14 protein-coding genes are annotated in these 14,042 nt (G+C 50.9%); 10 read left to right on the top strand and 4 right to left on the bottom strand.

What is annotated here, in order from left to right; all coding sequences use genetic code 11:
* The first annotated feature begins 35 nt into the window (after window positions 1-35).
* On the top strand, window positions 36-1,181 hold the full coding sequence (locus ACJJID_RS17275) for a TRAP transporter substrate-binding protein (protein WP_444920532.1): 1,146 nt from the start codon (window positions 36-38) through the stop codon (window positions 1,179-1,181).
* A 72-nt stretch (window positions 1,182-1,253) separates the two neighbouring features.
* Here the strand turns inward: ACJJID_RS17275 and ACJJID_RS17270 are convergent, their stop codons facing one another.
* From ACJJID_RS17270 to ACJJID_RS17260, 3 genes are all read right to left on the bottom strand, one after another.
* Window positions 1,254-1,652, bottom strand: a complete 399-nt coding sequence (locus ACJJID_RS17270; protein WP_152455932.1) for an acyl-CoA thioesterase — start codon at window positions 1,650-1,652, stop codon at window positions 1,254-1,256.
* A gap of 131 nt (window positions 1,653-1,783) precedes the next feature.
* Window positions 1,784-3,148 (bottom strand): TRAP transporter large permease, encoded by a 1,365-nt coding sequence (locus ACJJID_RS17265; RefSeq protein WP_444920531.1) that lies wholly within the window; start codon window positions 3,146-3,148, stop codon window positions 1,784-1,786.
* A complete protein-coding gene (locus tag ACJJID_RS17260; protein ID WP_444920530.1) occupies window positions 3,145-3,717 on the bottom strand; it encodes a TRAP transporter small permease subunit in 573 nt (190 codons plus the stop codon). Before ACJJID_RS17260 ends, ACJJID_RS17265 begins: the two co-directional genes overlap by 4 nt.
* A 183-nt stretch (window positions 3,718-3,900) precedes the next feature.
* Here ACJJID_RS17260 and ACJJID_RS17255 point away from each other — a divergent pair, with 183 nt between their 5' ends.
* The 8 genes from ACJJID_RS17255 to ACJJID_RS17220 all read left to right on the top strand — a co-directional run bounded on the left by ACJJID_RS17255 (window position 3,901) and on the right by ACJJID_RS17220 (window position 12,122).
* A complete protein-coding gene (locus tag ACJJID_RS17255; RefSeq protein ID WP_444920529.1) occupies window positions 3,901-4,953 on the top strand; it encodes a PstS family phosphate ABC transporter substrate-binding protein in 1,053 nt (350 codons plus the stop codon).
* Window positions 4,954-5,091: 138 nt separating this feature from the next.
* The gene (gene pstC, locus ACJJID_RS17250; protein ID WP_444920528.1) at window positions 5,092-6,471 is read left to right on the top strand and encodes a phosphate ABC transporter permease subunit PstC; all 1,380 of its coding nucleotides are present in this window, start codon (window positions 5,092-5,094) and stop codon (window positions 6,469-6,471) included.
* Window positions 6,464-7,750 carry a phosphate ABC transporter permease PstA gene (gene pstA / locus ACJJID_RS17245; RefSeq protein ID WP_444920527.1) on the top strand — a complete coding sequence of 429 codons (1,287 nt, stop codon included), beginning with the start codon at window positions 6,464-6,466 and terminating at the stop codon, window positions 7,748-7,750. The genes pstC and pstA overlap by 8 nt, the downstream gene beginning before the upstream one ends.
* A gap of 100 nt (window positions 7,751-7,850) precedes the next feature.
* Window positions 7,851-8,660, top strand: coding sequence for a phosphate ABC transporter ATP-binding protein PstB (pstB, locus tag ACJJID_RS17240; RefSeq protein WP_253869151.1), 810 nt, complete (start codon window positions 7,851-7,853; stop codon window positions 8,658-8,660).
* Window positions 8,661-8,685: 25 nt separating this feature from the next.
* The gene (phoU, locus tag ACJJID_RS17235; protein ID WP_152455918.1) at window positions 8,686-9,393 is read left to right on the top strand and encodes a phosphate signaling complex protein PhoU; all 708 of its coding nucleotides are present in this window, start codon (window positions 8,686-8,688) and stop codon (window positions 9,391-9,393) included.
* Window positions 9,394-9,609: 216 nt separating this feature from the next.
* Complete coding sequence (locus ACJJID_RS17230; RefSeq protein ID WP_444920526.1) at window positions 9,610-9,933, top strand: antibiotic biosynthesis monooxygenase family protein; 324 nt, start codon at window positions 9,610-9,612, stop codon at window positions 9,931-9,933.
* 277 nt (window positions 9,934-10,210) lie between these two features.
* The gene (locus ACJJID_RS17225; RefSeq protein ID WP_444920525.1) at window positions 10,211-11,005 is read left to right on the top strand and encodes a putative porin; all 795 of its coding nucleotides are present in this window, start codon (window positions 10,211-10,213) and stop codon (window positions 11,003-11,005) included.
* 160 nt (window positions 11,006-11,165) lie between these two features.
* On the top strand, window positions 11,166-12,122 hold the full coding sequence (locus tag ACJJID_RS17220) for a putative porin (RefSeq protein WP_444920524.1): 957 nt from the start codon (window positions 11,166-11,168) through the stop codon (window positions 12,120-12,122).
* A gap of 70 nt (window positions 12,123-12,192) precedes the next feature.
* Here the strand turns inward: ACJJID_RS17220 and ACJJID_RS17215 are convergent, their stop codons facing one another.
* Complete coding sequence (locus ACJJID_RS17215; protein WP_444920523.1) at window positions 12,193-13,479, bottom strand: M48 family metalloprotease; 1,287 nt, start codon at window positions 13,477-13,479, stop codon at window positions 12,193-12,195.
* A 69-nt stretch (window positions 13,480-13,548) separates the two neighbouring features.
* Between ACJJID_RS17215 and ACJJID_RS17210 the strand changes: the two genes are divergently transcribed.
* The gene (locus ACJJID_RS17210) at window positions 13,549-14,028 is read left to right on the top strand and encodes a DUF4265 domain-containing protein (protein WP_152455908.1); all 480 of its coding nucleotides are present in this window, start codon (window positions 13,549-13,551) and stop codon (window positions 14,026-14,028) included.
* Window positions 14,029-14,042 lie beyond the last annotated feature (14 nt).

Raw genomic sequence — 14,042 nt, 5'->3', positions numbered from 1 at the left:
TCAACGCCATAAAATAAAAAAGATAATTAAAAGCGATGAAAAAAGTTAACTGGTACCCCGCTATTATTTTGGGCCTCATCGCCCTGCTGGTTATTACCTTTGCCGCATTGGTCACTTCCCGTGCGGCACAGGGGCCTGCACAACACTTTTCTGATACGGACAACAAAGAATTGTTCGAGTGGAAGTTGGTCACTACCTGGCCAAAAAATTTTCCCGGCCTCGGCCAGGCACCGGAACGCTTCGCAAAAAATGTTGAGAAGATGTCCTCCGGCCGTCTCAAAATAAATGTTTATGGTGCGGGCGAGCTGGTGCCAGCACTGGGTATTTTTGGCGCGGTATCTGAGGGCGCTGCACAGATGGGACACGGTGCTGCCTATTATTGGAAAGGCAAGATTCCAGCGGCCCAGTTTTTTACCGCAGTGCCTTTTGGCTTAAACGCCCAGGAAATGAATGGCTGGCTGCATCATGGTGGCGGTTTAGAGCTTTGGACGGAGATTTATGAACCGTTTAATCTGATCCCCCTGGCCGGAGGCTCCACCGGGGTACAGATGGCGGGTTGGTTTAATAAGCCGATTAATTCCGTTGAGGATTTGCAGGGCCTAAAAATGCGTATTCCCGGCCTGGGAGGTGAAGTTTTAAATCGGGCCGGCGGTACCGCTGTGACTATTCCCGGTGGTGAACTCTATACCGCGTTGCAAACGGGTGTAATCGATGCGACGGAATGGGTCGGCCCTTACAACGATCTCGCTTTTGGTTTCCACCAGGTTGCCGAATATTACTACTACCCAGGTTGGCATGAGCCCGGCTCAATGATGGAATTTATCGTCAACAAGAAAACCTTTGAGAAATTACCCAAAGACCTGCAAGTCATTGTGCGGGTCGCAGCCCGTGAAGCAAATCAGGATATGTTGGATGAGTACACCGCGCGTAATAACCGCGCCCTGCGAGAGCTGGTGGAAACACACGGGGTAAAGGTTAGGCGCCTGCCAGATGATGTACTTTCACATCTGAAGAAAATCAATACGCAGATTATGCAGGCGACTGCAAACAAAGACCCGGAATTTGCGCGTATCTATAAAGCTTTTAAGGACTTTGAGCGAGATGTGCGGCCCTATCACCAGATTAGTGAAGAGGCTTATTACCAGGCGCGAGAGCTGGATGGAGAAAGCAAGAAACAGTAGTAAAAGGCAAAATTAACATATAGAAGGGAAACTGGCTTAAGGCAGTTTCCCGGAATAGTTTGGCAAGTCGTTTCAGGGCAGCGGCCTGGTATGCCCTCTATCGTCAATAGCGACAAAAACAAACTCACCTTCGGTGACCTTCACCTGCTCACCGGAATCTACCCGCGTCAGCCATACCTCAACCATTGTCCTGATGGAGGAGCGCCCCACCTCGATAGCTTCTGCATAGCAGCTGACCGTAGAGCCAACCGGTACCGGACGTAAAAACACCATACTGCCAACCGCGACGGTAGTTACCCTACCGCGTGCGATGCTCTGAGCCAGGATTGCACCGGCAAGGTCCATTTGCGACATCAGCCAACCGGCGAATACGTCTCCCTGGGGGTTGGTATCACGGGGCATAGCCAGGGTTTGCAGGGTAAGCGTGCCTGTTGGTTGCGGGTTTTCATCAAGGGCTGAAAGTGCGGACATCGACTACTCACAGATTGTTAGAGTTATTGGTTTCCACCTGAGGGAAGGTGGCGCATTCTAGCACAAATTGTCCAGTAAATGACCAGCATCCTTTGTAAAAGCTTCCTCTAATCCTTTGGCAATACACGGTGTTAACCGGTTAATAACCCTGGCAGCCAAGTCACCAGAGCAGGCCAAAGAGCCAGGAGGCACAATATCAGCAGCTGAATAGCGATAAATGGCATGACGCCACGATAGATAGCGGAAGTGGCCACTGAACTTGGCGCAACACCGCGAAGATAAAACAACGCAAAGCCAAAGGGTGGCGTAAGGAAAGAAGTCTGCAAATTGATCGCGATCATGATACCCAGCCATACCGGATCTAAGCCCATTGCCAGCAGTACCGGCCCGACGATGGGCACCACCACAAAGGTGATCTCGATAAAGTCGAGAATAAAACCGAGCAGGAAAATTACCAGCATCACCAAAAGAGTTGCGCCGACAACACCACCGGGCAGGTTGTGGAAAATGTTGGTGACTAACTCTTCACCGCCGTAACCGCGGAAGACCAGGGAAAACAGAGAAGCGCCAATTAGGATGGCAAACACCATCGCGCTTACTTGTAGAGTGCTGCGACCCACCTCCCCCGCCTGTGTCCACTGCAGAGCGCTGCGACGGTAAGCGAGTAATCCTGCGCCCAGGGCGCCTACGGCGGCGGCTTCTGTAGGCGTTGCGGCACCGGTAATAATGGAACCCAGCACTAATAGCATCAGAGTAATAGGAGGAAAAAGGCTACTCAGTAGCGGCCAAACTTCCAGATGTTGACGCTGCGCGGTCTCGGCCTTACTCGGAGGACGGCGTGCCACGAACAATAGGTAAACAATGTAGGCTGCAACCAACATTAGGCCAGGGATAATCGCGCCGATAAACAGATCACCAACGCTGACCGGCTTCGGATTAAAAATACCCGCGGATAGCTGTGCCTGTTGGTAGGCGTTGGAGAGAGTATCCCCAAGTAGAACCAGTGCAATTGATGGAGGGATGATTTGCCCGAGGGTGCCGGTGGCACAGATAGTGCCGGTGGCGAGCTTGGGAGAGTAGCCCTGTTTCAACATGGTGGGCAGGGACATCAATCCCATCGTCACCACGGTGGCGCCCACAATACCGGTGCTGGCGGCCAGAAGTGCGCCGACCACTACCACGGAGATGGCCATACCCGCCGGTGCACCCATAAATACTTTGGTCAGATTGACCAGTAAGTCTTCGGCGATCTTGGCTCTCTCGAGAATCACTCCCATTAGGACAAAGAGTGGTACGGCTACCAGGGTGCCGTTTTGCATAATGCCGTAGAGGCGGTCGGGGAAGGCGCGCAGTAGTTCTGCATCGAAAACGCCATACACGATACCCAGGCCGGCGGTGATTAGGGCTGTACCGGCGAGGGTGAAGGCCACCGGGTAGCCGAACATCAACAGCCCACAGACGGCGGCAAACATCAGTAGTGGTATCAGCTCGATCATGCTTCGGCTTCCTCCACTTGTTTGAGGAGGTGTGGTTTCGCCACAGCCTCGCTCGCCGGGCTGGAAACCTCCATCAGCTGTAATAAAGCGCGTAGAAATTGGGCGCTGCCCGCGAGACCAAGAGTTATTGCCGCGAGGGGAATCAGGCTTTTCAGTAGGAAAACACCGGGAAGGCCGCCGGCATTGGCGCTCTCCTCAAGCACTGACCAACTGTTCAAAACGAAATGCCAGCTGCCCAGTAACATAAAGGTACAGAGTGGCAGCAGAAATAAGAGAAAGCCGACAGCGTTAACCCAAGCCTTGCTCTTGGGACCCATTCGCCGATAGAAGACATCGACACGCACATGGGCGTCGGTTTGTAGGGCATAGGCCAGCCCCAGCATGAAGGCGGCACCGTGTAGATAGATCACGGATTCCTGTAGCGCGATAGAGCCACTGTCAAACAGGTGGCGTAGGGCTACGACGCAAGATTGCAGTAGGACCATGGCCCAGGTAAACCAGGCGAGCAGGTGGCCGGTGCGACTGGACAGACTCTCCAGTGCACGCGCTCCACGCATCAGAAATAGCATGGGGGCTTCTCTCTTTACATCTTATTGTTATCTCGTTTGCATGCAGGTTACCGCTTTGCCTGCCCGGGCACCAGCGGGGCAAATTTCAGGTTGTAATCTTTTTGTCATGTTTTATTCATAGAATCGTCATCCGTTCTTCCTAGCATCGCCGCGTGAAATAAAAAACACTCATCGGAGTTACACATGAACAAGCGAATTCTGGCTACTTCCTTGGCGGCATTGACCCTCGCCACTTCTCAGGTGGCTCTGGCGGCGCGCGACTACATCAGCGTTGTTGGTTCCTCCACTGTTTACCCATTTACCACCACTGTGGCGGAGCGTTTCAGCCGCGCTACCCAGTTCAAAACTCCGGTAGTCGAATCCACAGGTACTGGCGGCGGCATGAAGCTGTTCTGCCAGGGCGTTGGTGAAAGCACTGCGGACATTACCGGTGCCTCTCGCCGCATTAAGCAGTCTGAGTTGGAGATGTGTAACGGCAACGGCGTCGATGTTGTGGAAGTGCAGATTGGTTACGACGGCATCGTGCTGGCGAATGCTAAGAAAGCGACTCCTTTCAAGCTTTCCCGTAAGGATATTTTCCTGGCTTTGGCAAAAGAAGTTCCGAACCCGAACGGCTCCGAGACTCTGGTTGCCAACCCTTACAAGACCTGGAAAGACGTGAACCCAGCGCTGCCCAACACCAAAATCGAAGTTCTGGGTCCGCCCCCCACTTCCGGTACACGTGACGCCTTCGCGGAGCTGGCAATGGAAGGTGGCTGTAAGAAGTTCGATTGGATCGCAGCCATGAAGAAAAAAGACAAGAGCGCTTACAAGGCGATCTGTCACAACGTTCGTGAAGACGGCGCTTATGTTGAAGCCGGTGAGAACGATAACCTGATCGTTAACAAGTTGGTTGCCAATTCGAATGCCCTGGGCATCTTTGGTTTCAGCTTCCTCGACCAGAATGCCGATAAAGTACAAGGCTCTTTGATCGAAGGACAGGCTCCGACTTTCGACTCTATCGCAGATCAGAGCTACCCGGTTTCCCGCCCGCTGTTTATTTATGTGAAGAAAGCACATGCCGACGTAGTACCGGGTATCAAGCAGTTCCTGGCAGAGTTCACCAATGAGCGCGCCTGGGGTGATGAAGGTTACCTGACTGACAAAGGTATGATCCCGCTGCCCCAAGAGAAACGCCAGAAAATTGCTACTGACGTTCGCAAGCTGAATGCCCTGAGCAATCTTGCTGCGAAGTAAATTTATCCTGGAGTAGTACAGTCAAAGGGAATTGACGGCCAAGCTCGAGAGGGCTTGGCCGTTTTTATGAAAGCCAAGTGGAAACACAGGGAAAAGTCGGGATAATGCCGACATCGACATTTTTAGCACGGTAACTCAATGCAAACCCCCACACTGTTCGCCCTTTTGCTGCTGTTGATTTTAGTGGCCTACGGTACCGGCTTTAGTCGTGCACTGAGTGCAGCGCGCAGCCGCGGAGGCCTGCGTAATCTGGCCTCACTGCCCAGCTATCACGGTATATTTACCGCGCTTTGGTGTGGTTTACCGGCACTTTTACTACTGGGTGCCTGGCTGATTTTTGACGATGCCATTATTCGCACCATGGTGATGCACAGCATTGCAGACAAGCCCGATACCATTGCCGGACAGAACCTGCTCTATGCACAAATTCAAAACCTCGCTGCCGGCCATTTGGTGGGAGAGTCATCTCCACAGTTACAGTCGGCGGCGGAGCATCTCAGTCAATTGCGCAATAACTCCAATACCCTGCAGGCTTTTTTAAGTCTGGTATTGGCGGTGGGCCTGGGGGCATTTGCACTGTTGCGTTTTTCTCCGGAACTGCGCGCCCGTGAGAAAGTAGAAAAAGTCCTTAAGTCTATTCTGATTACTTGTGCTTGCGCCGCGATTTTTACCACTGTGGGTATTTTGTTCTCGGTACTGTTTGAGTCGCTGCGCTTTTTCCAGTCGGTGCCGGTGACTGAATTCCTGTTCGGCTTACATTGGAGCCCGCAGATGGCCCTGCGTGCCGATCAGGTTGGTTCCAGTGGAGCCTTTGGTGCGGTACCCCTGTTTACCGGTACCTTGATGGTTTCCGCAATTGCCATGTTCGTGGCGGTGCCAGTGGGCCTAATGGCGGCTATTTATCTGGCCGAGTATGCCAGCAAGCGCGTGCGCAACGTGGCCAAGCCAATTTTGGAAATCCTCGCCGGTGTACCCACAGTGGTATACGGCTTTTTTGCGGCGTTAACCGTCGCTCCGTTTATTCGTGACCTGGCTACTTCTATTGGCCTACAGGCCTCCAGTGAGAGCGCCCTGGCCGCTGGGTTGGTAATGGGGATTATGATTATCCCGTTTGTCTCCTCATTATCAGACGATGTGATTAATGCGGTACCTCAATCCCTGCGCGATGGCGCTCTGGGGTTGGGTTCAACCCAATCGGAGACCGTGCGTAAAGTGGTGATCCCCGCAGCACTGCCGGGAATTGTCGGCGGTGTGCTTTTGGCGGTATCCCGCGCAATTGGTGAGACGATGATCGTGGTAATGGCCGCGGGCCTCGCCGCCAATTTAACCGCCAATCCCCTGGAGTCGGTCACCACCGTTACCGTACAAATTGTGACGCTACTAGTCGGCGACCAAGAGTTTGACAGTCCCAAGACCCTGGCCGCGTTTGCGCTTGGTCTGATGTTGTTTGTCTCGACTCTGGTACTGAACTTTATCGCCCTGCACGTAGTGAAAAAATACCGGGAGCAGTATGACTAATCTCACTCAGACGCAGGTTCGCGAGCGTATCGAAAAGCGTCTCGCCAGCCGTCATCGCAAGGAAAAACTGTTTCGCGGGCTGGGTATTGCCAGTATTGCTTTCGGCATTCTCGCGGTTGTTATTTTGTTTAGCGATATTATCAGCAAGGGTAGCGGTGCCTTTGTACAGACCGCCATTGAGTTGGAAGTACACTACGATGCTCAGGTACTCGGTATCGAAAACGTCGATGACGAGAGCCTTGCCTGGGCCAACTTCACCGGGGTAATCCGCGAGGCCCTGCGCGAGCGTTTCCCTTCGGTGACTGGCCGCAGTAACAAGCGTGAACTGTATTCGCTGGTTTCCTCTGGAGCGCCCTTTAACCTGCGTGATCGACTGGCCGCAAACCCAGAGCTGCTCGGTAAGAGCGAGAAAGTATGGTTTGCCGCTGACGACGATGTGGATACTTTTGTTAAAAGTCTGAAGGATTCCAAAGAGGGCTTCCGCGGCCGTACTTCGGAACAGAAAGCCGGCTGGATCGAACAGTTATTGGAAAGCGGCGAACTGAAGAAGCGTTTTAATACCATCTTCTTTACCAACGGCGACTCCCGTGAACCGGAGCAGGCCGGTATCCGCGCGGCCTTGATGGGCTCGCTGTTTACATTGCTGGTGACCCTGGCGCTGTCTTTCCCAATCGGGGTGGCTGCGGCCATCTACCTGGAAGAATACGCACCAAAGAATCGTTGGACCGACCTGATTGAGGTGAATATCAATAACCTCGCCGCGGTGCCATCCATCGTATTCGGCCTTCTGGGGTTGGCGATCTTTATCAACTTCTTTGAGTTGCCACGCTCCGCGCCCCTGGTTGGAGGTCTGGTACTCACCCTGATGACATTGCCGACAATTATTATTTCCAGCCGTGCGGCCCTGAAGGCGGTGCCGCCTTCGATTCGCGAAGCGGCGATGGGTATGGGTGCCTCGCGTATGCAGGTGGTTTTCCACCATGTGCTGCCGCTGGCCATGCCCGGTATGCTCACCGGTGCGATTATCGGTATGGCTCAGGCCCTGGGTGAGACCGCGCCCCTGCTGATGATCGGTATGGTCGCCTTTATTGTGGATGTACCCGGAGGGGTGACCGATCCGGCCACGGTATTGCCGGTGCAGATTTTCCTCTGGGCGGATAGCCCCGAGCGCGCCTTTGTGGAGCGCACCTCGGCAGCCATTATGGTGTTGCTGAGTGTATTGATTCTTATGAATGCCAGCGCGGTAATGCTGCGCAAGAAACTTGAGCGCCGCTGGTAACAGCGCGGATAATCGGAAAACGGGATTATTTATGAGTACCATGACCCTGGATGCCGCCGGACATACTGGAGCGGCGCAATCCGAACTGACCGGTGACAAAATGGCAATCAGCCAGACCGAGGTGCGGAAAACAGTGGGCCAGCCCTTCTCTGACACCGCCAAGTTGCGCATGCGCAATGTGAATGTGTTCTACGGCGAAACCCAAGCTATTCACAACGTTGGCCTGGATATCGGTCGCAATGAAGTTGTGGCGATGATCGGCCCATCCGGTTGTGGTAAGTCCACCTTCCTGCGCTGCCTCAACCGCATGAACGACACCATTGAAGGCTGTCGGGTTGAAGGTGAGCTGAGTTTGGATGGCGACCCCATTTATGGTCCCAAGGTGGATGTTGTACCTCTGCGCGCACGGGTGGGGATGGTGTTCCAGAAACCCAATCCCTTTCCCAAGTCCATCTATGAAAACGTGGCCTACGGCCCCAAGATTCACGGAATCGCCAGCCGCCGCGCGGACCTGGATGAAATTGTGGAAAACAGCCTGCGCCGCGCCGGCCTCTGGGATGAGGTCAAGGATCGTTTGGATAAACCAGGTACCGGCCTGTCTGGCGGTCAGCAGCAGCGTCTGTGTATCGCCCGTGCAATTGCAGTGAGCCCGGAAGTGATTCTGATGGATGAGCCCTGCTCCGCTCTGGACCCAATTGCCACTGCACGGATTGAAGAACTGATTGATGAGCTGCGCGAGAACTACACTATTGCCATCGTGACTCACTCGATGCAGCAGGCGGCTCGTGTCAGCCAGCGCACGGCTTATTTCCATCTGGGACATCTAGTCGAGGTTAACGACACTGAAACCGTGTTCACCAATCCGGAGCACGAACTAACCGAAGCCTATATTACCGGCCGCTTCGGCTGAGCCAGTTCTGCCCCGAGGGATAACTATGGAAATGCACTTCGATCAACATATCTCCCGCCAGTTCAACGAGGACCTGGAGGGAATCAAGACCGAGATGTTAGAGATGGGCGGCATGGTCGCCCGCCAGGTAGCCGATGCCGTCGATGCCCTGTCCAATGCCGACAGCCAGCTGGCGGAGGAAGTCCTGCGCATCGAAGAGGAAATCGACAAGTGTGAGATGGCCCTGGACGAGCACGCGACCTTGATTATCGCTAAGCGCCAGCCCGCCGCCTCGGATTTACGCATGGTGATGTCGGTAACCCGCATCGCCCGCGACCTGGAACGTATTGGTGATGAGGCCAGCAAGATCGCGAAAATGGCGATTGCGCTCACCGACGAGGGCACCTCACCGCGCGGCTATACCGAGATACGCCACCTGGCCAATGCCGTGCGTAAAATGCTCAACGATGCCCTGGATGCCTACACTCGTTTCGATGTGGAGTCCGCATTACGCACCCTCGCCGAGGATGAGCAGGTGGATATGGATTACCGCACCGCTGTTCGCGAGCTGGTGACTTATATGATGGAAGATCCACGCAGTATTTCCCGTGTAATCAATGTGCTGTGGACACTGCGCTCACTGGAGCGTATCGGTGACCACGCCAAAAATATCTGTGAGCAGGTGGTCTATCTGGTGGAAGGGGCGGATATTCGCCACGGCCACGAGAGAAACCTGAACTTAAGGAAATCCTAAGTTCCCCACCCAAAAGAAAAGGTCGCTTAACGCGGCCTTTTTTATTGCGTGTGCTTACTGAAAAGATGGAAAGGAAGAGTTCACTAAATTTTTGAGTCGAGAGAGAAATAGAAGCACTGCTACCAGTGCGTAGGGAATTATTCACAATGTGTCATAAGAGCGGAGCGTTCTTTTCTACTTTTCTACTTGCAAGTAGATAGCTCAAGGAGATAGTCGGTGAAATATATTTTTGAGGTTCGAATTAAGGAAGGCTTCACAGCGGAAGAATATGCCGATGCCTGGGTACGTGCGTCCCAATTAATTCAGCGAGCACCTGGGGCTATGGGGACGGAACTTTTGCAAAAGATCGGTGACGAAAATACTCTGATCGCCATCGCTACCTGGCATAGTAAAATTGAACGCGATGCCATGCAGTCTCGGCACACGACAGAAATTGACAGAATTATTCAAAGCGTTGCTCCTTTTGTAGGTATACGCCTTTTAGGTGAGTATGAGGAGTTTCGAAAAGTAGATAGTTCTTTTACAGATAGTAAGCGCTAAGGATAACTAGAAAACCTGAATAGAAGCTGAATAAATAAAAGTTTTTCTCAGTCATTAAACAACAGCAAATAATACACACCCTTACAAGGAGATAACTGCTTACGGCAACATATAATTTAGTACAGACTGCGTCATTCGCTACATCCCCCGTTTTCACTCCCTTCGTCGCAAAGTCTTCATAAACTGACTTTGTGTAATTAGCTGTGGTTGCGGACAAAAAAACTTTTGCTACAATCCGCATCCCAATTTGGATCCATAGTTAACGAAGGATTTTAAAATGAGATTCAAGCTCGCAGCTCTTCCCCTGATGCTTCTCGCCGCAACCGCTGGTGCCGAGGAGTACAACTCTTTTACTAAATCTAAGTACACCAATTTAGAGAATGATGCAGATAGTTTTACTATTGGCAGCCAGTATTTTTTTAGTGGAAAAGAAACTCTCGGTCCTCTGAAAGAATTTGAGTACATCAACAAAGTTAGTAATATTTACGGTGATTTTTCTCATTACAATGAAGGTAGTGAAGACTCTGATATTTTTACAGTTGGTGGAGAATACTTTGCATCTAACGGGATCGTTTTGGGTGCTCAGTTAGCAGATTTTGGTGAAGAAAATATTGATACTCTATCAATAGGTTATCTCTTTACTCCTAACTTCCTGGTTAGCCTGGAGCATGAAGATAACGACAGCGATAATGAGTTGTCTGTAAATGCTCGTTATAACCATCAGCTGAATGCAACAGATTACATAGGTTTCGACTTTTCCGTTGACGAAGAGTTTGATACCCGCAGCTTGTCCTCGAAGTATTTTACTCACCTGGGTGGCGAGCAGTACCTGACAGCAGAACTGGCTTATGTTAGCTACGATGAGGGCGATGACTATTGGAAGTTGGGCACAGAGTACTTCTTTACTCAGCGCACCTCCGTCGGCTTTACTTTCGATGAAAATGAAGAGTTTAAGCTGGGCATGAACCATTTCTTCAGCCGTAATTTTGCCGTTGAAGCGGCTTATGTTTCCAATACTGATAGTGATGATGATTACGATATCTACCAAATTGGTATGACCGTACAGCTGTAAGTCAGAAAGGGCTATCTTCGATAGCCCTTTTCTTTCCTTGGTTCATTATCGCCTGTTACCTAAGCGCCTATTTTTTGTCGTATTGTTATTGTTTCTAGCAATAAAAAATAACCTCCATTAAAATCTCGCAACTTTGAATTTATAGTTGGAAAAGGATTCTATGAAAAGTCTGAGGATGTCAATTTTCCCCCTGATGGTGCTGGCTACTGGCGTAACGGCTGAGGAGTATAAGTCGATAACTACGTTGAGTTATTCAGATAAAGAATACTCTTATCACGATCATTACTACAGCCCAATGGGATGGCCATATAGCCCAACGTCTGGTTATAGTGTTGAAGAAAATAAGTATAAAACCTCTTCCGTTGGTACTACTTATTTTTTTGGAGGAAAAGAAACTCTTGGGCCTCTAAAAGAATTTGAGTATATTAACAAGATTAGCAATATATCAGCACAGTTCTCTCGACACGAAATTCGGGATGATTATTGGCGGGATGATCACCATCAAAATTCACTTTCTACAAAAGGTGAGTATTTTTTAGAAAATGGTGTGGTACTGAGTGCTGGTATAGAAGATAAAAAATATGCCAATATTTATGATCAATCGATTGGTTATTTTTTCACTCCGAATGTTTTAGTGAAATTAAACTACAGTAATACTGATTTTAAGTATTTTGATGAGGAAGAAGAGTTTTCATTAACCGCTCAGTATAGCCACCAATTAAGTGATGCTGGTTATATTGGTTTTACAATGAATGTCGGTGAGGAAGCTGACGATCACACTTTATCTTCTAAATATTTCGTAGATTTCGGAAATGATAAGTATCTAAGTGTTGAGGCGAGTTATTATCACGGAAACGGAAGAGTATGGGGTGATGCCTCGGAGTTGAGTGCAGAGTTCTATTTTAATAAAGAGACTTCCGTCAATATAGCCTATGATGAAAATCATCGTTATAAATTAGGATTCTCCCACTTCTTTAATCGGAATATTGCCTTTGACGTAGTTTACTTAGCTGCAGCAACAAATAAGTACAATGGATATTACGAAGATTATGGGTGTGATGATTGCGATGCTTATCGGTATGACGAATACCGGCTGGGCTTGAGAGTTCAGTTATAATCTTCTGAAAGAAAAGGGCTATTTAATAGCCCTTTTTAATTTTTTAAATCAAAATTTCTAAAAGATAAATTCAGCCCTTTCCCGTCAATGCCTGTATCCGGGCCTGCGCTTTAGAGCCAATTTCTCCCCCCGCCCCGGCCGCAGTCTCGTAGTGCTTGAAAGCACTTTGTTTATTCCCCTGCTTTTCATATACCTCGCCCAGGTAGAAGTGTGCGTAGGCTGTTTCCAGGTAGCGTAGTGAGCGGTTTAAGTCTCTCTCCGCTGCGGTGTAATCATTTAGCTGCGCACTTGCCATGCCGCGTTTTAACCAGTGGGAAAACAGTGCTGGGTTTTTCTGTACGGCACGGTCGTAGGCTTGGTGGGCTTTATCAAATTGTTTTTTCTGGGCGAGCAGATCTCCTTCCAGTGCGAAGAAAGAGGCCTCTTTTGGTTGTTGCTTTTGTGCCTTTCGTACCAAATTCAGTGCCGTATCAAACTGCTTTTTATTGGCTGCGTTTAGGGCATCATCATAATTTTCATAGGCATCGGCATCACGTTTCAGTTGCGCTATGGCTTTTTGATAGGCATCGCGGTTGGTAACCCCGCCCTTGGGCAGGGATTTACTGTGCTCGATATTGGCGCTGACACGGGATTGTGATGGCGGGTGGCTGGCGAAGAGGGCTTCCAGGCCATTGCTTTGGCGACCCTTCGAGAGTTCAACGAACTTGCGTTGCAGACGCACGGCGCCCTGGGGATCATAGCCGGCGGCAGCCATATATTTCATGCCGTATTCGTCGGATTCAAATTCGTTACCGCGACCATAGCGGGCGATATAGGCGGAGCCTCCCAGCTGGCTGCCGGTAGAAATCAGGTCCGCATAGGCGGATTCCTTGGTGGCTGCACCGAGTACTGCCAGCCCCGCCTCGAGCACCTGTTGCTGTGACATGGCGGTGGCGGAGTGGCGTGCTGCAGCGTGGACAATCTCGTGGCCGAGTACAGCGGCTAGCTCCGCTTCATCCTCAAGCAGGACCAGCAAGCCCCGGTTAATGGCGATTTTGCCTCCAGGCAGTGCCCAGGCGTTGGGAACGGAGTTGTTCAACACCACAAATTCATAGGGTAGCTGCGGCTGGTCCGAGGCCCGTGCCAGTTTCTGCCCAACCCGGTTCACATACTCTTGCAAACTGGGGTCTATGGTGTACTGGCCACCCTGCTGTTGCTGGTTGATCGGGTATTGTTGCTGCCCTAAATTCAATTCCTGTTGGGTTGAAATCAGGGAAAGCTGTTGCTCTCCGGTTACCGGATTGGTGACACAACCACTGAGAATTGAGGTCGCTGTCAACGCCAGTGCGGCGAAGAAAGCCTGGTTACGCGAGATCATTGCTTGCCTCCCTGTATAATGCCGAGTATTCAACGATCACCCATTGTACACAGTCGGGGAATAGAGGTTATGACGGCACTTCAGGTAATTGAGTTATTTGCGGGCACCAATCCCGATGGCGAACCGGTGGTGGAGCGCTTACAGGTGCGTGTCAACGAGGACGATAGTTGCCAGTTGGTGCGTTCTCCCGCATTTATAAAAGGCATCGCCAGTGGCGATTGCATTAAGGTGGATAAAGATACCCAGCAGTTCGAACTGGTAAAGCGTTCGGGTAATCTGGCGATCCGCGTCTTTTGTCGCGGTAACAGCGCCGAACTTTCCGACCGCTTGAGCCCACAGCTGGAAAAACTTGGAGGAGAGCTGGATCTGGAAGTTCCACGAATGCTGGTATACAGCATCCATGTGAGCTGTGGTTTCGACAAAATTGAACAAATTCTTAATAGTGTCTGCGATGGTGCTAACAGTGCTTGGTACTACGGCAATGTCTACGATCCCAAAGATGGCCAGACCCCACTCAATTGGTGGCAGGATATACTGAAGCCAGAGTAGGCTATTGACCGCCG

The sequence above is a fragment of the Microbulbifer sp. CnH-101-G genome, assembly GCF_052466775.1.
The sequence above is the reverse complement of the archived record's forward strand: the minus strand, read 5'-3'. Positions and strand labels throughout refer to the sequence as shown.